Origin of the sequence: Sulfurimonas sp. ST-25 (genome assembly GCF_048079205.1) — a bacterium.
Taxonomy (GTDB): domain Bacteria; phylum Campylobacterota; class Campylobacteria; order Campylobacterales; family Sulfurimonadaceae; genus Thiomicrolovo; species Thiomicrolovo sulfuroxydans.
The window spans coordinates 659,086-681,689 of sequence record NZ_CP182225.1 but is presented as its reverse complement, the minus strand read 5'-3'; the positions used below and the strand labels follow the sequence as shown (position 1 = coordinate 681,689).

At 59.2% G+C, this 22,604-nt stretch carries 16 protein-coding genes; 13 read left to right on the top strand and 3 right to left on the bottom strand.

The annotated features are described in order from the left end of the window. Positions 1-170: 170 nt before the first annotated feature. The 9 genes from ACM66T_RS03430 to ACM66T_RS03390 all read left to right on the top strand — a co-directional run bounded on the left by ACM66T_RS03430 (position 171) and on the right by ACM66T_RS03390 (position 15,086). The gene (locus tag ACM66T_RS03430) at positions 171-2,795 is read left to right on the top strand and encodes a valine--tRNA ligase (RefSeq protein ID WP_231020401.1); all 2,625 of its coding nucleotides are present in this window, start codon (positions 171-173) and stop codon (positions 2,793-2,795) included. Then, positions 2,795-4,333, top strand: a complete 1,539-nt coding sequence (locus tag ACM66T_RS03425; protein ID WP_416768775.1) for a SulP family inorganic anion transporter — start codon at positions 2,795-2,797, stop codon at positions 4,331-4,333. The genes ACM66T_RS03430 and ACM66T_RS03425 overlap by 1 nt, the downstream gene beginning before the upstream one ends. Further along, on the top strand, positions 4,330-4,539 hold the full coding sequence (locus tag ACM66T_RS03420) for a DUF2905 domain-containing protein (protein WP_231020399.1): 210 nt from the start codon (positions 4,330-4,332) through the stop codon (positions 4,537-4,539). The genes ACM66T_RS03425 and ACM66T_RS03420 overlap by 4 nt, the downstream gene beginning before the upstream one ends. A gap of 73 nt (positions 4,540-4,612) precedes the next feature. Further along, positions 4,613-5,038, top strand: a complete 426-nt coding sequence (locus ACM66T_RS03415; RefSeq protein ID WP_231020398.1) for a FecR family protein — start codon at positions 4,613-4,615, stop codon at positions 5,036-5,038. A gap of 1 nt (position 5,039) precedes the next feature. Beyond that, on the top strand, positions 5,040-5,636 hold the full coding sequence (locus tag ACM66T_RS03410) for an OmpA family protein (protein WP_231020397.1): 597 nt from the start codon (positions 5,040-5,042) through the stop codon (positions 5,634-5,636). Between the two features lie 4 nt (positions 5,637-5,640). Continuing rightward, positions 5,641-7,575: a CHASE2 domain-containing protein gene (locus ACM66T_RS03405; protein ID WP_231020396.1), complete on the top strand. Its 1,935-nt coding sequence runs from the start codon at positions 5,641-5,643 to the stop codon at positions 7,573-7,575. 520 nt (positions 7,576-8,095) lie between these two features. Beyond that, the gene (locus ACM66T_RS03400; RefSeq protein WP_231020395.1) at positions 8,096-12,181 is read left to right on the top strand and encodes a hypothetical protein; all 4,086 of its coding nucleotides are present in this window, start codon (positions 8,096-8,098) and stop codon (positions 12,179-12,181) included. Continuing rightward, positions 12,178-14,373, top strand: coding sequence for a hypothetical protein (locus tag ACM66T_RS03395; RefSeq protein WP_231020394.1), 2,196 nt, complete (start codon positions 12,178-12,180; stop codon positions 14,371-14,373). The genes ACM66T_RS03400 and ACM66T_RS03395 overlap by 4 nt, the downstream gene beginning before the upstream one ends. A gap of 68 nt (positions 14,374-14,441) precedes the next feature. Further along, positions 14,442-15,086 carry a CPBP family intramembrane glutamic endopeptidase gene (locus tag ACM66T_RS03390; RefSeq protein ID WP_231020393.1) on the top strand — a complete coding sequence of 215 codons (645 nt, stop codon included), beginning with the start codon at positions 14,442-14,444 and terminating at the stop codon, positions 15,084-15,086. 47 nt (positions 15,087-15,133) lie between these two features. On the opposite strand, the gene purL is transcribed toward ACM66T_RS03390, so the two are convergent. From purL to ACM66T_RS03375, 3 genes are all read right to left on the bottom strand, one after another. After that, positions 15,134-17,347 (bottom strand): phosphoribosylformylglycinamidine synthase subunit PurL, encoded by a 2,214-nt coding sequence (gene purL, locus ACM66T_RS03385; protein ID WP_416768774.1) that lies wholly within the window; start codon positions 17,345-17,347, stop codon positions 15,134-15,136. 98 nt (positions 17,348-17,445) lie between these two features. Next, positions 17,446-17,976, bottom strand: coding sequence for a transcription elongation factor GreA (gene greA / locus ACM66T_RS03380; RefSeq protein WP_231020391.1), 531 nt, complete (start codon positions 17,974-17,976; stop codon positions 17,446-17,448). Positions 17,977-18,073: 97 nt separating this feature from the next. Beyond that, a complete protein-coding gene (locus ACM66T_RS03375; RefSeq protein WP_231020390.1) occupies positions 18,074-18,409 on the bottom strand; it encodes a hypothetical protein in 336 nt (111 codons plus the stop codon). Positions 18,410-18,504: 95 nt separating this feature from the next. Here ACM66T_RS03375 and ACM66T_RS03370 point away from each other — a divergent pair, with 95 nt between their 5' ends. The 4 genes from ACM66T_RS03370 to ACM66T_RS03355 all read left to right on the top strand — a co-directional run bounded on the left by ACM66T_RS03370 (position 18,505) and on the right by ACM66T_RS03355 (position 22,588). After that, complete coding sequence (locus ACM66T_RS03370) at positions 18,505-20,484, top strand: ribonuclease R family protein (RefSeq protein ID WP_231020389.1); 1,980 nt, start codon at positions 18,505-18,507, stop codon at positions 20,482-20,484. Next, positions 20,481-21,452, top strand: a complete 972-nt coding sequence (gene holA, locus ACM66T_RS03365; protein ID WP_231020388.1) for a DNA polymerase III subunit delta — start codon at positions 20,481-20,483, stop codon at positions 21,450-21,452. The genes ACM66T_RS03370 and holA overlap by 4 nt, the downstream gene beginning before the upstream one ends. Positions 21,453-21,662: 210 nt before the next feature. Then, entirely contained in the window at positions 21,663-22,040 is a 378-nt protein-coding gene (gene rpsF / locus ACM66T_RS03360; protein ID WP_231020387.1) for a 30S ribosomal protein S6, read from the top strand. 20 nt (positions 22,041-22,060) lie between these two features. Beyond that, positions 22,061-22,588 carry a single-stranded DNA-binding protein gene (locus tag ACM66T_RS03355; protein WP_231020386.1) on the top strand — a complete coding sequence of 176 codons (528 nt, stop codon included), beginning with the start codon at positions 22,061-22,063 and terminating at the stop codon, positions 22,586-22,588. Positions 22,589-22,604: the final 16 nt, after the last annotated feature.

Sequence of the window (22,604 nt, the reverse complement as noted above, 5' to 3'; positions counted from 1 at the left end):
CTTCCCGTAATGTAAGCCATACTATTTAAAACGTTAGCCAGGCTGCCATCTCTCAAGACGCCAAGCAGCGCGCCTGACGGGTAGACAAGCACCGCAATTCTCCCTTTACCTCCCTTTCGCTATAATCCGCGTAATTTTTAAGCCAATATCTACTGTAAAAGGCACCAATAATGTCCAAAAAAAGCTACGATCCGAAAGCGGTCGAATCAGCGTTTTACCCGATATGGGAGGAGCGTGGATACTTCGAAATCGACGGGAACAAAGCCATCCAAAAGGCGGATAAAAACTTCGCCATCATGATGCCGCCGCCGAACGTCACCGGGCGCCTGCACATCGGCCACTCCCTCACCTTCACACTCCAGGACATTATCGTCCGCTATAAGCGGATGGACGGCTACAAGACCCTGTGGCAGCCGGGCACGGACCACGCGGGAATCGCGACGCAGAACGTCGTTGAGAAACAGCTGCTCGAAGAGGGAACGACCAAAGAAGAACTCGGCCGCGAGAAATTCCTGGAGCGCGTCTGGGCGTGGAAAGAGGAGTCCGGCGGGATCATGGTCGGCCAGCTGCGCAAGATGGGCGTCTCCCCCGCCTGGAGCCGCGAGCGCTTCACGATGGACGAAGGGCTCAAATCCGCCGTCAAAGAAGCCTTCGTCAACCTCTACGACAAAGGGCTGATCGTCCGCGGAAACTACATGGTCAACTGGTGTACCCACGACGGTGCCCTCTCCGACATCGAAGTCGAATACGAAGAGCACAACGGCCACTTCTACCACGTCCGCTACCCCTACGCGGACGGCAACGGCCACATCGTCGTCGCGACAACCCGTCCGGAGACCTACTTCGGCGATACCGCCGTCATGGTCCACCCCGACGACGAGCGCTACAAGGCCCTCATCGGTAAAAAGCTCAAACTCCCGCTCATCGACCGCGAGATCCCCATCATCGCCGACGAGCACGTCGACATGGAGTTCGGAACGGGGATGGTCAAGGTTACCCCGGCGCATGATCCGAACGACTACGAGGTCGGCAAGCGCCATGACCTCGAATTCATCACCGTCTTTGACGAGAAGGGTATCCTCAACGACTTCGCCGGCGAGTTCAAAGGGCTCGAACGCCTTGAAGCGCGCGAAGTCATCGTCAAGCGCCTCGAAGAGGAAGGCTTCGTCGAGAAGATCGAGGATCACGTTCACCAGGTCGGCCACTGTTACCGCTGTAAGAACGTCGTCGAGCCCTACATCTCCAAGCAGTGGTTCGTCCGCGCCGAAACGGCCCGCGGCAGCATCGAGAAAGTCAACGACGGCCTCGTCAAGTTCTTCCCGCAGCACTGGATCAACAGCTACAACGCCTGGATGATCGACCTGCGCGACTGGTGTATTTCCCGCCAGCTCTGGTGGGGCCACCGCATCCCGGTCTTCTACTGCAACGACTGCGGCCACGAATGGGCGACGCAGCAGGAGGAACCGGAAGCCTGTCCGCATTGCTCTTCCAAGAACATCGTCCAGGACCCCGACGTCCTCGACACCTGGTTCTCCTCGGCGCTCTGGCCCTTCTCGACCCTGGGCTGGGGCAACGGCGACCCGGTCATGGACAAGCTGTTCGAGAGCGACGATCTCAAGAACTTCTACCCCAACAGCCTGCTGATCACCGGATTCGACATTCTCTTCTTCTGGGTCGCACGGATGATGCTGATGGGCGAGACCTTCATGGGCAAACTCCCGTTCGACCACATTTACCTGCACGCGCTGGTACGCGACGAACACGGCCAGAAGATGTCCAAGTCCAAAGGCAACGTCATCGACCCGCTCGACATGGTCGAGAAATACAGCGCCGACGCCCTGCGCTTTACCCTCGCCGTCCTCGCCGTCCAGGGGCGCGACATCCGCCTCAGCGAAGAGAAGCTGGAACTGAGCCGCAACTTCACCAACAAGCTCTACAACGCGGCGAAGTTCCTCCAGATGAACGTCGAAACCTTCGACGACCTGGAGAACATCACGGTCACAACCGACCTCGGCCGCTATATGCAGAGCCGCTTCAACGCCGCCGTCGTTGAAACCCGCGGCTTCCTCGACGAGTACCGCTTCAACGATGCGGCCACGGTCCTCTACCGCTTCTTGTGGAACGAGTTCTGTGACTGGGGCATCGAGCTCTCCAAGGTCAGCAAGGAGAGCGTGCCGGAACTGGGCGCCATCTTCAAAGCGTCCATGAAGCTGCTGCACCCGTTCATGCCGTTCATGACCGAGTACCTCTACCACGAGCTCTCCGGCACGTCGCTTGAAAACGGCAACTCCATCATGATCAGCCGCTACCCGGAAGCGGGTGAACGCGATATGCAAATCGAAGCGATGTTCGACGTCATCATGGATGCCATCGTCACCGTCCGCCGCGCAAAGACCCTCATCGACATGGGCAACCAGAAGATCGAGGAGGCTTACGTCAAGACGGATGCCGTTACATCCGAAGCGATGGATGCCTACATCTGCCGCCTCGGCAAGGTCGAAAAGGTCGGCTTCGTCACCGAGAAGATGGAAAATGCCGTCAGCGACGTCGGGGAGAAGGTCGAGGTCTTCATCCCGACCGGCTCCATCGACCTCGCGCCGATCATCGACCGGCTGGAGAAGCAGAACGCGAAGCTGGAAAAAGAGATCGCTAAACTGGCGGGGATGCTCAATAACGAGCGCTTCGTCGCCAACGCGCCCGAAGAGGTCGTCGCCACCAACCGCGAAGCCCTCGTTGACGCCCAGAACAAACAGCGCAAGATCCTCGACCAGCTCGAGAGCCTGCAGGGAGCCTGATGTTCAACCTTCAGAACTACCGTACCGATAACATCAAGAACGACGTCCTCTCCGGGCTCGTCGTTGCCGTCGCCCTTGTGCCCGAAGCGATCGCCTTCGCCTTCATCGCCGAAGTCAGCCCCATTGTCGGTCTCTACACCGCCTTTATCCTCGGCCTTATCACGGCGCTGATCGGCGGCAAGCCCGGGATGATCAGCGGGGCGACCGGCTCCGTTGCCGTCGTCCTTATCGGCCTGACCCTGGAGGTCTCCGGATTGCTTCGTTCGCAGGGGCTCGGCGGGGAGGAACTCGCCTGGGGCGTCCTGCAGTACGTCACTCTCGCCGCCCTGCTGACCGGCGCGATCCAGATCCTTTTCGGCGTCTTCAAGATGGGTAAGTTCATCCGCCTCGTCCCCCAGCCGGCAATGTACGGCTTTGTCAACGGTCTAGCCATCGTCATCGCAACGGCGCAGTTCAAGTTCTTTGAGGGTGAAGGCGTCATCATGTACGCCCTCGTAGCGATCACGATGTTGATCATGTTCGTCCTGCCGCGCTACACCAAAGCAGTCCCGGCCGGCCTCGTCGCCATCGTTGCGCTCACCCTCGTCGCCTACCTTTTCGGCCTCCAGACCGGTACCGTCGGCGACATGGCGAACCTCTCCGCGTTCAAAGGTCAGCTGCCCTCTTTCCACATTCCGGACTTCATCCTCGACCCGAGCGCCATCCTCGTCGTCCTCCCCTATGCGGTCATCATGGCCCTTGTCGGCCTAATCGAGTCCCTGCTGACCCTGGCTGTCCTTGACGAGATGAGCGGCACCCGCGGCAGCGGCAACCAGGAGTGTATCGCGCTGGGAACCGGGAATATGACCTGCGGACTCTTCGGCGGGATGCCGGGGTGTGCGATGATCGGCCAGTCCATCATCAATTACACCTCCGGCGGTCTCGGCCGCCTCTCTGGCGTCACCGCCGCCGTCGGCCTGATGGTGCTCGTCGCATCGCTCACCGACGTGCTCAACGTCATCCCCATTGCCGTGCTCGTCGGCATTATGTTCATGGTCAGCATTGGGACCTTTGAGTGGAGCAGTTTCAGCCATATCCGGCATATGCCGCGCTCCGACGCCTTTGTCATGGTCGCCGTCACGCTTATCACGATCGTCGAGGACCTGGCCATCGCCGTCATCTCCGGCGTCATCATCTCCGCCCTTGTCTTTGCCTGGAAACATGCGCGCATCTACGCCAAAAGCCAGGTCGAAGCGGACGGCACGAAAGTCTATGAACTTGACGGCCCCCTCTTCTTCGGTTCGACGGCGAGCTTCTTCGACGCCTTTACGATCGACCGGGACCCCCCGCGCGTCGTGATCGACTTCCAAAACGCCCGGGTCATGGACGCTTCCGGCGTCGAAGCGATCGATACGATCACCCGCAAGTACGAAGATGCCAACAAGCAGCTCACGCTGCGGCACCTGAGCGAAGATTGTAAAAAACTTCTCAAAGCCGCCGGTCCCCACTGCACCTACGAGGTCACCGACCCCACCTACAAGGTCGCAGTCAACCTATGACGGCAAAATGGCTGATCATCGCCGGCACCCTGCTGGTCGTTGTCGGCCTTCTGCTGCACTTCCTACCGGGCTTTTTCGGATGGTTCGGCAGACTCCCCGGCGACATCCGTATCGAAAACGAACACTCCCGCATCTACATCCCCATTACCACGATGGTCGTTATCAGCATCGTACTGACACTGCTCGTCAATCTCTTTCGATCATAGCGCGTCGTTTGACATTTTCACACGGATTGTCATACAATCTAAAAAAAGCATGCACCCCTTGCAAGGTGACCCAATGAAACGAATCCTTCTTTTATGTCTGATAAGCATCACGCTCTGGTCTGCGGAGAGTGTCGCCGTGCTTGACAACCTGAAAAACGAGGTCGGCATCCGCCGGGGCGGCGATGTCATTACCCCTTCAGACAGCGGTGAGGAGCTTTACCGGGGCGACATCATCTTTACCGGGAGCGACGGTGCCCTCAGCATTCTCTTCAACGACGGCAGCACGGTCGCCCTGGGCAACAAGAGCGTGCTGAAGATCGACGATTACCTCTTCGAGCCGAGCCGGAAAAAGTACCGGTTCGACCTCTTCTTGAAAGAGGGAAGCGCCATCGTCGAAACCGGTAAAATCGGGAAAGTTTCCCCAAAATCCGTCACTTTCAGAGTTCCCGAGGGGACGATAGGGGTACGCGGTACCCGCTTTTTCGTAAAGGTGCATTGATATGATCGAAGTCCTCCTTGTCTCCGTCGTCCTCATTGTCACGGCTCTGGTGATGGATCACCCTGGTACGGAGGTCGTACTGCTTGATAACAAAAGCAGCCAAAACGCCATCATCGTCACCACGGAAGGTGGAAGTCTCACCATCGACACCCCCTACGAAGGTACCAGACTGGAAAGCAGTTCGGAGGCCCCCAGTGCTCCTGAAACGGTTTCAGACGCAGAGCTGACCGCCGAGGACGCTGAAACCTTCGCCGTCGCGCCGCCTCCGCCTCTGACCCTCACTCTCTATTTCGAGAACAACAGCGCCGGCCTGACACCGAAATCGCGCCACGATCTTGCCCAAATCCTTCCGCTGCTCCGGGAGCTCAGCCCCCTGCGTCTCACCATCACCGGCTACACCGACACGACGGGGAGCGAGTCGTACAATCTCGCCCTCTCGGAGAAACGGGCTTCGGCGCTCAAAACGATGCTCGAACGGCGGGACGTCACGATGCGCCGATGCCAAACCGACGGACTGGGGGAGTATCTCCTCCAGGTGCAGACGCCGGATAATACTACCGAACCGCAAAACCGCCGTGTCGTGATGACGATCCGGTAGCGTCATGCGGAAATTCTACGTCGCAGTCGCGCTGTCGACGCTGCTCTTCTATCTGGCGGCCTACCCGACCGCCCTGCTGCAGCAAAGCGACAATTTTCTCTACGACCTCTATAAACGGATCGCCACAGTCGTCGCTCCGTCGCAGCTCGGCGAACCGGCGACGATGATCGTCGAGATCGACGACAAAAGCCTCGAAGCGCTGGGACAGTGGCCCTGGCCCAGGGTCCTGACGGCCAAGCTGCTTGAGCAGATCGGCACCTACAAGCCCGCGGCCATCGCCGCGGACGTCATCTTCCCTGAAAACGACCGCACCTCCCCCCGGGAACTCGTACGTTTCTACCGCGACTATTTCGGTCTCTCCGTGCAGATCGGAGGGCTCCCGGAGTGGCTGTACGATAACGACACCCTCCTGGCCGACACGATCAGCGACCTTCCACTGCTGCTGCCGCTCTACCTCAAAAATCGGTGGGACAGCAACGACACTGCCTGTTTCAAGGATACAGGCTACCGCATCGATGCCGAAGGGGTTGATACGCTCTATACCGGGGTAGGGCTGCTCTGCAACATTCCCGCCCTGCAGAGGCAGAGTCGCTCTACGGGTTTTATCAATGCCCGCGAGGATCGTGACGGTATTTTCCGCCGGATGCCCCTTGTTATGCGCTTGCAACACAAACCCGTCGCCGCTCTCGCCGTCGCGATGCTGCTGACCTCGGGACGCTTCCCTGCCGAAATGCGCCTTGCAGACAGCCCCCTTGGCCTTCGGACAACACTCGGTGACCGGACCTTCTACACCGATGCCCATACCAATGTATTGCTCCGCTTCTATCCCCCGGACACCTACCGGCGCATCTCCGCCGTCGACCTGCTGCAGGGCCGGGTAGACCCCGCCGACATCCGGGGTAAATACGTCCTCGTCGGTGCGACGGCCGTGGGACTTCACGACCGCTATACCGTTGCCCCGGACGAAGTGCTGCCGGGGATCTTTATGCATGCGACGCTGATCGAAAACTTCTTCAACGGCGACCTCATCTCCCAACCCGGGGTCTTCCCCCCCGTCAATATGGTCCTTTCGTTTCTGAGCGCCCTGGCAACGCTCATCCTGTTCCGCCGCAAACGCTACCTCTCCATTATCTTCTTCTTCGGTGCCGTCACACTGTTCTACAGCGCCGCCGCCGTCACCGCGCTGACCCAATCGCTCTACATCGCCCCGGGCTATTTCCTGACCCCGTTGGCTGTCAGCTTTATCATTATGGCCCTCGCCATTGCGGTCAAAGGCTATACCCAGCGCAAACAGTTCTACGAGCAGCTCAGCCACTCCCACCAGGCGGCCCTCGACAGCATGGCCCTCGTCGCAGAGACACGGGATATGGAGACGGGCGCCCACATCATCCGTACCAAAAACTACGTCAGGCTTCTCGCCATGGCCATGGCGCGGCAGGGCTCCTACCGGGAGATACTCAGCGACACCTATATCGAGCAGCTCTTTCATACCGCACCGCTCCACGACATCGGCAAAGTCGGCATCCCGGACCATATCCTCAAAAAACCGGGCCGGCTCACCCCCGAAGAGTTCGAGACGATGAAACTGCATACGACTTACGGCAAGGAGATGCTCGACAACGCCATTAACAGCTACCGCGACAACGAAATGCTCCGTGTCGCCCGCAATATCGCCTACGGCCACCATGAAAAGTGGAACGGCAGCGGCTACCCCCAGGGACTCTCGGGCGAGGCGATCCCCCTCGAGGCACGTCTGATGGCCCTGGCCGACGTATACGATGCGCTCATCAGCCGGCGCTACTACAAAGAGCCCTTCTCTTTTGAAGAGACGGAGGCGATCATCGTCGAGGGACGGGGAAGCCATTTCGACCCGCAGATCGTCGACGTCTTCCTCGCACTCAAAGAGGAGTTCCGCCGCATCGCCGAGCGACACCAGTAGCTGCTTCGGCACCGCTTTGATCGTTTCGGGACCGATGTCTATCATCACTGCTTTTCCCACGATGTTATCAAACGGTTGCGGATCTGTCCCCCGGAGGTAATAGAAGCGTACTATGATGGAACACATGAAAGCAGAGTCTACCAATATCTTTACAAAGTGCTGCAAGCGTCTGGATAGCTTCTTTTTCCGCTTCACCTACCTGGACTACGAGGATTTCACGCTGGCATTCAAAATGCGCTGACACTCCGTCGACCGTCCCTCTCCCCTTTTTCACAGCAAGCCCCCCGACGATGCCATCCCTTCCGGCCACGCCCGTTTTCCTCCCAATACTTATACACGGCATCTTGTTGCATCTTTTAAGCTACAACTTGTAGAATTATCAAGTACGTCTTTTTAATTATTAATATGAATGTATGTTTTTTAGTATGCATACAGCAGGGGCGTAATAGGCATAGCTCACGGTAGGAGTCGTTAGGGAAACGTCAAACGGAACGCAGGCAAACGCAAAGGGGCGGGAACGATGGATCAATGGCTTGACAATCTTTTTAGGGAAATCATCTGGCAGGCTCTCCGAGACATGTGGGAAGATATCGCCACATGGGGAGAAACGCAAATTGAAACCAAGCTCAAAGAGCTTGCAAGTGAAGTCGGCAGCGAAAAGCCGCTGGCATCCTCACCGCTGGTACGGGTGACGGATTATACCGCCACATCCGATCCGGAAGTAGACCATATCACCTTTCTGATCCGGGGACGCATTCCCCTGTTCAAGGGGATGGAATCGGTCTTTATGCGTGTGGAGGTCACCATCTCTACGGACGTCGATTTGATGAGCGGGGGTTCTCCCATCACCATCATCGAATGGATTACCGTCATGGGCGACCTCAAGATCAGGAAAAAGAAGGTCTTCAATGCCCAGCTTGGATTGGGATATGACGACGGGGTCTGGATGGGACGCGGCGCGCTGAAAATAGAGCCCGCCGGTTTCGGCCTGGACCTCTTCCTGGGCGGCCTGAGCGACCGCGGCGTCATGATCGGGCTGGATGTCGACCTTCCGGCACCCGTCCCACTGGGCAGTACCGGCCTGGGACTCGCCGGGATGGGAGGCGACTTCGCCTACAATTTCATCGCCCGTCTCGAAAAGAACGGCCTGCCTGTCACCGACCCGGCCGCCAATGATTATGTCCGCTGGGCAAAGAACAAGGAACTCGACCGCTGGCAGGCCGGCCCCATCGACCAGACAGCCGTGGGCGTGGGCATCCGAACGGACCTGGTCACCCTGGCGGACAACGGCTACGTACTCAAACTCGAGCCGATCGGTCTGGCGGTGCTGACCCCGGGACCGGTCTTTATCCTGGGTGGTACGGGCAAGCTGATCTCCAGCGACTCGGCGCAGGTCGAAGGGTACATCGTCGTCGACATTGCCTCGGCCTCCATGGCGCTCGGCATGGGTGTCAAGGTCAACATTCCCAAAGAGGGAAAGACCTATCTGCTCCGTGCAAACGGGGTGCTCGACGCCTTCTTCTCCTTCGAGAACCCGACTACCTGGTATATCAACCTTGGTACCCAGCAGAAGCAGATCAGCGGCAAAATCCTCTCCGACCTGCTCCGCGCCGAACTCTTCTTTATGATCAACAATTACCGCATGGCCTTCGGCGCCGGCATTTCGATCGGCGGCGAGTGGAAGTGGAGTATCATCACCCTCTTCGCCCGGATCGGCGCGGCCGTCGCCGCCACCATCGGATGGAACCCGGTCCTGCTCGAAGGGCTGTTCAAGATCTGGGGCGAGCTGGGGCTCAAAGTGTGGAAATTCAAGTTTGCCCTGAGCGGCGCGGCGGAGGTCCTGGGACATACGCCCGATCCGACGGAACTGGATGTCACCTTTAAATACAAACTGAACCTTCCCTGGCCAATCCCCGATATCAAAGGCGAAAAGACCCTGACCCTGGGGGATGAAGAGCCCGAAGCGCCTGCCGTCGCCTCGCCGCTGCTGGCCGGGACCTGGAAACGGGGGGCCGAATCGGACAGCGGCGCGATGAAACCGGCGCTGCTGCATGCCCTGACCGGACGGCAGTGGGAGTTCAACGCCGAAGCGCGCGGGGCCTGGCCTGACGTCGAGATCGTGATACCGTTCAGCACTCGCGTCATCGACCAGACCGGCAAGGTTGTCGGCTCCGTCATCAGCGCTGCCACGGAGGGAGGCTACACCGTCACCCACCGTCTGGACTCCCTCACAGTGACCGACATCGCCCAGGGTACGACCGTCGCCGGCATCCAGGCGGTTTGGGCGGCAGGACCGGGCGGCGATACCGCACGGCTGCACATCAACGGCCAGGACCCCTTTGCCTGGGTTGTTCCCCACGTGGATACGATAGAGAGCACCTATGAAACCCCGGGGCGTACCTGTGAGGTGAACTTCGGGTACGGCGCGGAGGAGCACTTCATCAATCCCCGACGTTTCAATGAGATGCTCGTCGACCCCATTCAGAACATGGGCTCGCTTGAAACGGTGTTCCAGCCGGCGTTGCCGACTCGGGTCTTTAAAAGCGAACGGTTTGAACTTGCTTTCCGTACGGCGACCGACCTCCCTGTCGAAGTAGAGCAGATCACGCTGTATCTGGTTGGAAATCTCGAATACGATCGGAAAATGCGGATTGAGACCAAGTATGGTGTCTTTACCGTATCCGATGTCGTCTGGAGTCCTTACGACAGTCTGCAGCTGATGGCCCTGACCATTCAGCTGCCGCAACCCGAAGCGACCATTGTCATCTCGTCCGGCAGCAAGGATCGCGACCTGCTGCTCTATGCCGTACGCTATACTGAAGCACGCCAACGCAGCTGTAACTGGCAGGAGAAAGTTGTCCTGACACCGGGCCGGTACGCCGTGTCACTCTCCGGCACCTCCGTTGCGGAGTATCCCGGCGGGGGCCTGCCCAGCAGTAAAACGACCGAATGGGAACTCAACGATACCTTCAACATTGACTTCCCCGAAACCCTGCGTCCCTATATCCGCTCCACCACCATCGGTGACAATCGGATCTTTTTTGACGAATCACTGCCCTGGAACCCCACGATGTACGGATTCGGTTTCCCGATTTACCAGGATTACCGACCGGCAGTACGCTTCTTGGTCCCCTATATGGACGCGATCTTCAATCCACTGCGGATGCGCATCGTCTGGGAAAGCGGGGAAACCGTCGTCCAAGACCTCATTCCGGGTCCGAACGGTGACGGCGACTCCTACCTCCCGGGGCAGTCGCGTCAATGGATAGCGGAACACTGCGGCACGGTCTCGCCGGATCAGGAGATCGTCCTTCCCGACCTCCTGGCCCAAAGCGGACCGGCCGCGGTGGCCCTTGCGTTCGATCACCCCGAACGCGGCGAGGTGAAGCTCGACGGCTGGAACTGCTATGTCTCCATGTTCGCCTCCTTCACAGAGCACCTCGACTGGGACAGCCGGTGTCTCACCGTGCGTTACAACCCCAGCGGGCGCACCGACAGTGCCTGCTGCCCTTCCATCATCCCCGTCTCGTATCAGAAGCCCCACCGTCCGGTGCGAAAAGGAAACCGTGTCGATCCGATTTTCGCACGGAAAACGCTTTCTGTCGCCGAATCATTCCGCCCTGTTTTCGAGAACGACCGACTGATCGGCAACGGCGATCTGATCCAACCTCTCTACCCCGAAGAGCTGAGTGTCCCGCCCGTCAACTGGCGCCTCCCGAGCGCGATGACACAGTGGATCAGCCCCCTTGATGCTCTCAGTGCCGAGCGCTTCGCGCGGTTCGCTGCGGCATCCGGCGCCCGCTTCAATGACGGGAGCGGCGATATGCTCGACGGGATCAATGATACCGTCGAGAGTACGACCATAGAGGCTGTCACCGACGGCAGCGGCCGTCCTTTGGCGCTGTGGGTCCGAACACCCGAACCGGTGGATTGGCGCCGTGTCGAAGCGTCGCTGCAGATCAGACATGTCGAACAGAGCGGCGACTGCCCTACCGGATACGAGCTGCGCCATCCTCTTGAACTGACCGTCGAAATCCTGCCGAGTCCGGATGCCACATCCGCATTCCTGGTCGGGGGGCTGGCCGGGCACCGCACCCGGCTGCCCCGCGGCGAATATACCTTGACACTCCGGTTTGACACGACGTTGCCGGGGCTGCCGCGCCTGCGCCCCTCACCGGCCGTCGGCGGCCCGACCGAGCAGATTGCCCTGACGTTCATACAGCCGTTCGGGGAGCGGTGGCCGCTGCCGGCCTCGCCCATCGAAATTCCTGCCGGGCTGCTCGAACGGCTTGTTGTCATTTACGATATCCCATGGGACATCATCGATGTCCTGATCGACCCCCGGGTCGACCCTGACTGGATCAAAGAACGCCTCAAAGGCGACGCGACACCGCCGCTTCAAACACCGGATCAGCCCGCGCTGGATGCGTTCTCTTCCGCCGTGAAGCAGCTTGAAAACGTCTCAAAACGCCTTGCCGACCTTCCGGAGAACCTTGGGAGCGCCATTCGTACCCTCTCCGCAGCCGAAACCAAAAACGTGCCGAAAACGTCCGCTCCCGACGTTGGGCTCGACAGCGACGTGTCAGATAAAGGAGGCATGGAATGAAACTCTATCTTACAGGACTCGGTTGGGTCGACGATGCACCCACAGGCCACCGCTTGCGCTGGTCCTATCCTCTGCAAGCGCCGGACGGTTCCGGCGGTTTTCTCGGACTGCCCGATACCATCATCGTCGAACGGGCATGGATGGACGAACTCTCCCCCCGCAAACCGGAAACCCCCGGCGAATCGACGGCGCTGCTCAGTGTGCCCGCCAGCTGGTGGAACGTGCACGGCGACATCATTCCCGACGGATTGATTGTCTGCCGATTTAAGCTGCCGGCCCCCGTCCAAGCTGTCCGCTTTACCTATCGCGGCATGTCGACCCGGCTTCGGGTATTTGATAGCGCGACGGACACCCTGGTGGCCGAACGCAGCGTCACCGACGGGGAGGTCGTCCTGGTCGAAGCGGCAGACATGGACCGGTTTGAACTGCTCGGCATGGGAAGTCGTTTCGAAAACTTCCGCAGCCTCGACCTCTTCGATGACCGGGGGCTCTCCTTTGAGGAGATTGCCCGTATCCGTGTCAAAAAGACCCTCGATGCCGACTTGGCAGCCGTGGCACCGCGCAGCTCGATACCGACGACCCTCGATGCGGCGGAGTGGCAGGAGTTTGTCACGGCGGCACAGGAAGGTCAGGCTTCGGACCCGGCCGATCTTGAAGATGGGGAAGCCTCCCCCTGGGAGATCTTCGGCATGATGGCAGCCCTTCGATGGGAACACGCCCTTCTGTTCGGGCACGGCTTTTTCGACGGCCCCCGGACCCAGTGGCCGAAGATAGACGATCTCAAACGTGACCTGCTGCTCGACAAGATACCCTCGGGCAAGACCGCCGTCTACCGCGTCAGAGAAAAAGACAAACGGGTCGGCCCCAGCAATCTCGTCATCTGTCTCTCCCGTCCCGTTGCCGATCTTACTGCGCCCGGTGTGCCCCTCTACGGTGATCCCAAAGTGCATTTCGGCATCGATGCCAAAACGGATAAACCCGTCTTCGAGGCCAGCTACAACCTGCACTGGCAACAGACGGCTGCAGATGCCCTGGGAGTACGTCTTGAAGAGGAGACTTCAAAAAGCCCTTCTATCGGGGGCGACCTGCTAAAGGAGAGTATCGAGAACCGCACCCGCTTTCCCGATGAGCTGCCGGGCGAAGGCAACCTGACCCGGCGCCGGGAAGTCCCTTTCCATGATGTCCAAGTCCGCTGCAGGATCTGCGCCACCGATGCGTGGGATCGCGAAAGCACCTTCAGTATGTGGTCGCCATGGACCGGCCTCTCCTTTGGGTATGAACCGCCGGCCCCGCCGTTGGTAGAGGCACGCTATCAGAGCGGGACCGCAACCCTGATACGCCAAACGGAATCGCCGGCGCTCCCCGGCTGGCTGCCCGACAAAGTCATCAAAGAAGATGCCGGGGCCAAGGTGCATGTCTACCGGCAAAAGAGCGGCGCGGCGGGTCAGCCCCGTCTGGAACCGGTCACAGTGTCCGCACCGGTCTACGTCGGCGCCAACCGCTACCGCACCACCGTTGCGGGGGCAGGTACACTGGACGATTTCCTGGGAGGATTCCTCGTCGCCCCGCCGTTCAAAGCGGAAGTAACGGGCGTCTCGGGCAGCGACGTCTTCTTTGAACCGGGAGACGGCGGCACTACCCTTTTTCTTGCCGGAGCCGCCGAACTCCATCAGATGCCGACGCATCTTGACCTCTGGACAAAAGTCGCAGAGTTCGACCCCGCAACCCTTCCGACCGAACTCAACGTGCCCGACCCTCTCCCCGGCCCCGACGGGGTATCCGACACTGTGGCGTACCATCTGCGCCTCAAGGCCCTTGGAAAAGTGGGCCCCGCCGGCAATACCGTCCGGGCGGTACGCATCCCGGTAACTCCCACGGTTCCGCCGCCGTTCATTGCCGAACCTCTCGGCGTCGATTTCTATAACCGTACGATGATCAAGCTGACCTTTACCAATCCACTCTCTGCCGGTCTTTACACCGTCTGGTGGGCTGACAGCACCCCCGGTGATTTCGCTGCGGAAGCTGTTCCCGGAGAGCAGCGGGCGCAATCCCCTTACCAGAACTACCATCTGTTCGATTCGCTTTCACTCCCCCTCCCGCAGAGTGCCGGGCGTACCGTCACCATCGGTGTCCAGCAGGTCAACGACGGCGGAGGGCAAAGCGGCTTCGTGACGGCCACACTGCTCCTTTGAGCAATCAACGTGCCCTGAAAAGGGCACCCTGAAACTCAAAAGAATTTTCGATAAAAAATGGAACAGACGTGCCCCCCTTTACCGACACCGTGATCTCTTCCCGGCTCCGTCTCCTGTTCGAAACAGTGCTGCTTTACTTCGCACTTCCGATGCTGATCATCACGGGTTTGCTGCCGAAGTTCGCCGTCATGCCGCTGCTGTGGCTTGGCATGCTCTATGCCCTCTATGGACTGCGAAAAGAGGGTAACACGCATCTGCGGTGGCATATCGACGGCAACGAACTTTTGAGGGTGCTTGTCCGATTCATCATTTTGGGAACGTTATTGGATGTCGCGATTTGGGCTCTTTTCCCTGGACTGCTTTTTGCGTTTCCCCGCGAGCGGCCGGGGCTGTGGCTGCTGGTGATGCTCCTTTACCCGCTGCTCTCCGCCCTGGCGCAGGAGATCGTCTTCCGGGGCTTTTTCACCTACCGGTTTGAACACCTCATCGCCGACCGGCGGCTTCTCATCCTGTTTAACGCCCTGCTCTTTTCCCTGGTACACGGTGTGTTCGGCAATCCCGTCGCCGTTATCCTGAGTTTTCTGGGAGGTGTGCTCTTTATGCGTACCTATCTGCGTACCCGTTCCGTCGCCATGAGCGCCATTGAGCACTCCCTCTACGGTAATCTTGTCTTTACGCTGGGAATCGGGGGCTTTTTCTATCATGCCGGCTAACGCCGACATGAGGTATCAGAGGAGGTTACAGTATCGTGCGGGTGGGGTTAGATATCCTGCTCGACGACGCGTTTGAAGGTGTTGAAGTAGAGGTCGTCCAGTGTCGCGAGCGGGAGTGAAACGTCGTTGATGCGGACAGCGTCACCGCCGACCATACCGATCTTCTCGAAGGCGAGGCTGCCGGCCATCGCTTCGAAGGCCGCCGCGTTTTCCGGCGCGACCTCGATGATCGCACGGGCCATACTCTCGGAGAAGATGTCGCGCGCATCCGCGACCGTCATGGTGACGTCACAGCCCAGGCCGCTTGTTGCCGCCATCTTGCCGAGCGCGACCGCTGTCCCGCCGGAGCTGAGGTCTTTCGCGCAGGAGAGCAGGCCCTGCTTGTTCGCCTCGATGACGAGGTCCCAGAGTGCCAGTTCCTTCTTATAGTCGATCGCAGGCATCTCGCCCGCAACGGTGTTGCAGAGCTCTTTCATATAGAGTGAACCGCCGAACTCGCTCTTCGTCTCGCCGACGAGGTAAAGCAGGTTGCCCGCTTTCTGGAAAGAGGAGAGCAGTACTTTGTTCTCGTCCTCGTTGACGCCGACGGTCGCGATCGCCGGGGTCGGGAAGACGGAGACGCCGTTGGTTTCGTTGTAGAGGGAGACATTGCCGCCGATAACCGGCGTGTTAAGCTCTGCACACGCCTCTTTGATCCCCAGACACCCTTCGGCGAACTGCCACATCACTTCCGGGTTCTCCGGGTTGCCGTAGTTCAGACAGTCGGTAATGGCCAGCGGACGCGCGCCGCTCATTGCGACATTGCGGCCCGCTTCGATGACGGCGGCCGCCGCGCCTCCCTTCGGATCGACGTAGCAGTAGCGGACGTTACAGTCCGAGCTCATGGCCAGGGCACGGCCGTTCTCTTTGACGCGGACGACGGAGGCGTCGAGCATCCCCCCTTTTTTGACGGTGTTCGTCTGGACCATGGAATCGTACTGCTCGTAGACCCACGCCTTGTCGACGACCTCCATGGAAGCCATCAATGTTTCAAAGGCCTCCTGATTGGACGGCGTCTCGAAATCGTTGATGGAGACGCCCTTGATCGCGTCAAGGTATGACGGGCGTGCCGTCGGGCGGTCGAGAATAGGCGCCTCTTCGGAGACCGGGTCGACCGGGACGTCGGCACACTTCTCGCCATGCCAGAAGAGCTCCATGCGGCCCGTCGCGGTAACTTCGCCGACGACGGCGGCGTCGAGGTCCCACTTCTCGAAGATGTCGATGATCGCCTGTTCACTTCCCTTTTTCGCGCAGAGAAGCATCCGTTCCTGGGACTCGGAGAGCATAAACTCGTACGGCGTCATCCCCTCTTCGCGTGCCGGGACACGGTCGAGGTGCATGATCATCCCTGAACCGGAACGGCCCGCCATTTCGAAGGAGCTCGACGTCAGCCCCGCCGCCCCCATATCCTGGATACCGATGACGTAGTCGGTCTTGAAGAGTTCCAGGCACGCTTCGAGCAACAGCTTCTCCGTAAAGGGGTCGCCGACCTGGACTGTCGGCCGCAGGGATTTGGACTCCTCGGTGAAGGAGTCGGAGCTCATAACCGCCCCGCCGAGACCGTCGCGGCCCGTTTTGGAGCCGACGTAGATGACCGGGTTGCCGATCCCCTCCGCACGGCCGTAGAAGATCTCGTCGGCCTTGGCAACGCCGAGATTGAAGGCATTGACGAGGATATTGCCGTTGTAGCACTCATCAAAGCTGATCTCGCCGCCGATCGTCGGGACCCCCATACAGTTGCCGTAGCCGCCGATCCCCTCGACGACGCCGCGCACCAGGAAGCGCTGGTGGTGTGCCGACGCATCGTCGCCATGTACACTGCCGAAACGCAGGGCGTTGAGGCTTGCAACCGGGCGCGCACCCATCGTGAAGACGTCGCGCATGATCCCGCCGACACCCGTTGCCGCGCCCTGATAGGGTTCGATAAAGGAGGGGTGGTTGTGGCTCTCCATCTTGAAGACGGCTGCGTAGCCATCGCCGATGTCGATAACACCGGCATTTTCGCCCGGCCCCTGGATGACCCAGGGCGCCTTCGTCGGGAAGCCGTTGAGGTGCTTTTTCGAGGATTTGTAGCTACAGTGCTCCGACCACATCGCTGAGAAAATTCCGAGTTCTACCAGGTTCGGTTCGCGCCCGAGGATCTCTTTGATGTGGGCATAATCAAGCTTGGACAGTTTGTGCTGGGCCAGAAGCTCGTCTATGTTTTCAAGTGGCTGATTCACTGCATTTCCTTACGCATAAATAGTGGAAAGGATTATAGCAAAGGGGAGTTGAAATTCCGGTGGTGCCGGCTGAGGGAGAACGGCAGAGGAAGCGCTTTTCAGGCGAAACTGAAATCCGCCTCGCTTCGGATCTGTTTTTTCAATGAAAAAAGCGGAATGTACTCGATAGTGATCACCTCGTACGCGCGCAGGCCGGCGGGCAACTTCACCGTAAGTTCGTCCCCCTCCGTTTTGCCCATAACCGCCCGGGAGAGGGGCGCGTGCACAGAGATAAGTCCGATCTCCGGTTCGCTCTCGAGCACTCCGCAAATTGTATAGCGCTCTTCCTTCCCGTCTTCGATGCGCTCGAGGGTGACAGTCGCACCGAAATGCACCCGGCTGTGGTCGAGGCCTTCGGGATCGATCACCCGGGCCTTTTCGATCATGCCGTTAAGATAGAAAAGACGCTTGTCGATGTGGCGGAGTTTCTCCTTGGCGGCATGGTACTCCGCGTTTTCGCTGCGGTCCCCGAGCTCCGCCGCCACCTGTTTTTCGTGGTTGACGCGGGGTTTTTCGACCTCTTTGAGGAATTTGAACTCCCGGACAAGGAGGTCGTACCCTTCGGGGGTCATCGGTTCAACTTTGGACAAAATTGAACCTCCCTCCTATCTCAGCTATTTTACTCAGATGCAACGTGCGGTCACTCACCTTGCATTTCTGAGGTATCATCGGCTCAACGCGCATGATTTACTTGCTGTACCCCAGGATGTAGTAGGTCTCTTTTCCCGGGACCTGTTCGAGGTCGATCTTATATTTTTCGGTGAAATGGTTCAGGCGTTCCAGGGCTTCGGCTTTGCGCTCGTCGCTCGGTGCCTCGATCTTGATCTTGAAACAGTCGCGCGTATTCGAAAGGGCCACGAAACTGTCATCGACTTTCAGCTGCTCGTGCAGCTCAAGGATATGCTTCTGGATCTTGTCATATCCGGCCGTATTCGCTTCAATGCGTCCGACCTGTTCCATGAGTGCCTCGTTCGGTGCATAACCGAGCTGTTTCAATACCGCTTCACTATCAATAAACTGCAATGCTTTTTCTCCTATTGTGTTTAATATTGGGTAGTCGAAAATTTTAGCATAAGTTATCCCATACGCTATAATCTGGTAAAAAATCGAAAGCCTCCATGAAATCACTCCTTGTCAGATTGACCGTCGGACTCTATGCCCAGGACGTTGCCGAAGACGAAAAGCCCCTCGTTGCGCAGTGGCTCCAAGAAGGCCTCGTCGTCCTTGAAGAGGGCGTCTACCGCCTCCCTTCCCAGTATCGTGCCGGCGCCATCGCCATGAACCAGTCGGGCAGCGGCGCCTACCTGCAGGTTCTCGGCGCGAACGTGCGCGACCTCTTTATCGACGAACACGACCTGGGCGATGCCAAGGAGGGAGACCTCGTCATCGTCAAACGGCTGCTCGGGCGCCGGGGAAGACCCTCGGCGAAGCTCGTCGCCGTCGTCGGACGGGCGGAGACCTTCAGCGTCGCCTATATCAAGATCCAAAACGGCGTCAAATCGGTGCTCGACATCCGCAACGACTACCCCGCCGGGGTGCCGCTCAGCGCCGAGGCCCTTGCCGGGTATGAAGAGGGGACGCTGTTCAAGGTCAATAACCAGAACGGCGAGATCATGGAGGTCCTCGGCAACCTGGCCGACCCGCTGGTGGACGAGAAGATCGTCCTTGCGATGTACAACAAGCATGACGAGTTCGACGACGAGGTCAAAAAACTCGCCGCGAGTTTCGACAAAACAGTCGACGCTTCGAAGTTTCCGGGGCGCAAGGACCTGCGCAGCCTCCCCTTCTGCACCATCGACCCCGTCACGGCCAAGGACTTCGACGACGCCGTCTGCTACCTGCCCGACGCGCACACCCTCTATGTCGCCATCGCGGACGTCAGCGCCTACGTTACCCCCTTCGGCCCCATCGATGCCGAGGCGATCTACCGCAGCTTCTCCATCTACCTGCCCCACCGCTCCATTCCGATGCTGCCGCGCGAGCTTTCCGAGACGCTATGCTCTCTGCAGCCCCACGTCGACCGCCTCGCCTACACCTTCAAAATGGTCCTCGACCCGGAGAGCCACGAGGTCGTCGAGACGGAACTCTTCGAGTCCGTTATCCACTCCAAGCGCCGCTTCAACTACGAGGAGGTCGATGCGCTCTTTGACGCCCCCGGCAAGGCCGCACCGGCGAATGACGACGAACGGACCGTCATCGCCAACCTTTTCGAACTGCGCAAACTGACCGATGCCCTGCGCGAAAAGCGCCTCAAAGTCGGTTTCGACTTCCGCTCCGAAGAGCTGGAGATGGCCCTGGATGACGCGCAAAACATTGTGGAGACGACCGTCGCTGAGGAGACCCCCTCGCACGCCCTCATCGAGGACTGTATGCTGCTGGCGAACAAAGCCGCCGCGGCGATGTACGAGCGCGGTGTTTTCCGTATCCACGAACCCCCGAGCCCGGCCAAGCTGCAGAGCCTCTACACCGAACTGGCCGGCATCGGGATCATCGCCGAGCAGAAAGAGAGCCTCAAGGAGACCATTACCGGCATCCAGCACGAAGCCGAAAAGCGCGGGATCGCCCATGAAGTCGATACCCTTATCATCCGTTCCCAGATGCAGGCGCGCTATGCCCCGGACAACGTCGGCCACTTCGGGCTGGGGTTCGAGCGCTACACCCACTTCACCTCCCCCATCCGCCGCTACTCCGACCTCATCGTCCACCGGCTGCTCAAAGCGATCCAGCGCGGCGACAAGGAGGAGGGCTCCTACGTCCTGCGCAACATCGACGCGCTCTGCTTCGCCATCAGCGACAAGGAGCGCGAAGCCAGCGACATCGAACTGCGCTTCATGGACCGAAAATTCGCCCGCTGGGCCGCCGGGCATATCGGCGAGGTCTTCCCGGCGCGGGTCTACGCCACCGACCCGGAACTGCGTGCCGAGATCACCGGGCCGCTGCGCGGCGCCAAGGTCAAAGTCGTCACAAACGAGCCGGTCATGCTCTTTGATGACATCGAACTGCGCATCGAAAACGTCAGCCTGGCCACCGCGCGGATCCATACGACCTACGTCCGTACCGTGGAGTCCCATGCGACCCTCTCCAAGGAGCGCGAATGAAGCGGCAGGATCTGGACAACCTGATCCGGCAGGGCAAGGCCCCCGGGGCCGTCATGCTCTACGGCGAAAGCCACTTCCTGATCGAGCACTACACCAAGCAGCTCGCCGCCGTCGAGGACCCGAACATCCTCAGCGTCTACTTTGACGAGTACCAGTTCTCGAGCGCCAAGGCGCACCTGTCGCAGGGCTCGCTCTTCGGCGGCCGCAACGTTCTTATCGTCAAGAGCGAGAAGAAGCTGCCGAAAAACGACCTCACTGCCCTGATCGACCTGGTACAGAAGAACCCCGGCAACCTCTTCATCTACGCCTATTTCGGCACCGACTTCAAAAAAAGCGCCACCACTGCCTTCGGCCCGAAATCGGGCGGTGCGGACGTTCGGCTCTTCCGCCCCTTCCCCAATGAGGCGCGCCAGATCGTGCTGAACGAGGCGGCCGCACGCGGCATCAACCTCGACCCCTACGCCGCGACCCATCTGCTCGAATCGCAAAACGGCGACCTCGCCCTCACCATCAACGAACTGGACAAATTTTCACTGCTGCAGGGGCGTATCGGCATCAAAGAGATCGACGAGCTCGTCTACGGCGTCGCCGAGGTCAAAGTCGACCAGCTCATCGACGCGCTGCTGCAGAAACAGGATTTTGTTCCCCTGATGCGCCGCCTGCTCGAACACGGCGAAGATGAGATACGGCTGCTGACGGCGCTCTCGAACCACATCGCCCAGCTCTACCTCTTTTACGCCTCCATCCGCCTGAACGGTGCCGCGGATTCGGCCAAGATCCTCGGCTATAAACTCCCCCCGCGCATCGAGCAGGCGCGTTCGCAGCAGAGCGTCCGCTTCAAACAGCCGCAATACACCCGGATGATGAGCCTGCTCGGCGACACGGAGCTGCAGATGAAATCGGCGGGCGGCGGGAGCAAAAGCGCCCTCCTCGCCGCGACCTTCCTGAAAGTCCAATCCCTCCTGTAGGCGCGACAAAGGGCAGCCGAACCCCCTGCGGTGCGCCGTCGCCGTTGCTCCCGAAGCGCAACGTCTGAATTTCACCTTAAATTAAGCCGTAATTATGTATTATTGCGCGTTCCTTACTCTTTGTGCTTTGCGACGCAATGCATATTATCGCGCGGAATCGTCCGTGACCGAGAGCCATAAGGGATGAAACCATAAGGAGAAATACTCTACATGAGACATTACGAAAACCTTGTCATCGTCAAACCGACCCTGACAGAAGAAGAGATCAAAAACAGCATCGCTGCGATCGAAGCCGTCATCACTGAAAACGGTGGCGAAATCGTTGCACGCGACGAGATGGGTATGCGCAAACTGGCCTACCCGATTGAAAAAAGCCCGCGTGGTTACTTCCACGTTGTCTATTACATGATCGAGCCGTCTGCGATCGCGGAGATCGAACGCCGCTTCCGCATCAACGAGGAACTCCTCCGTTACGTCACGATCAAATACGATTCCAAGCGCGAAGTCAAAGCATGGAACGATTTGGTCGAGAAGACAAAGCAACAGCCGGCGAAAACCGAAGAGAGCAGCGAAAGCGCCGCTTCTTAAGCAGTTAGGAGAGTTTCCATATGTTCAACAAAGTCATTCTGGTAGGTAATCTTACACGCGACATTGAGCTTCGTTACACGCAAGGCGGTATGGCCATTGCCAAAACCGGCATTGCGACCAACCGCAAGTTCAAGAAACAAAACGGCGAGATGGTGGATGAAACGATGTTCATCGACATCACCTTCTTCGGCCGCAGCGGCGAGATTGCAAACCAGTACCTTCGCAAGGGGAGTAAAGTCCTCGTCGAAGGGCGACTGATGCTTGAGCAGTGGACGGACCAGAACGGGCAGAAACGCTCGAAACACTCGGTCAACGTCGAAGAGATGAAGATGCTGGATTCCCGCGGCGATCAGGGCGGATACGACGCTCCCCAGGGCAACGGCGGCTACAACGCCCCGAGCTCCCAGGGATACAATGCGCCGCAGCAGGGCTACAACCCGCCGCCGCAGCAGCCACAACCGCAGAATGCCTACCAGCCGCCGAAACAGCAGATGCCGGAGAACACGATTCCCGAGATCGACATCGACGAAGACGAGATCCCATTCTAGAATAATAGACAGCAAG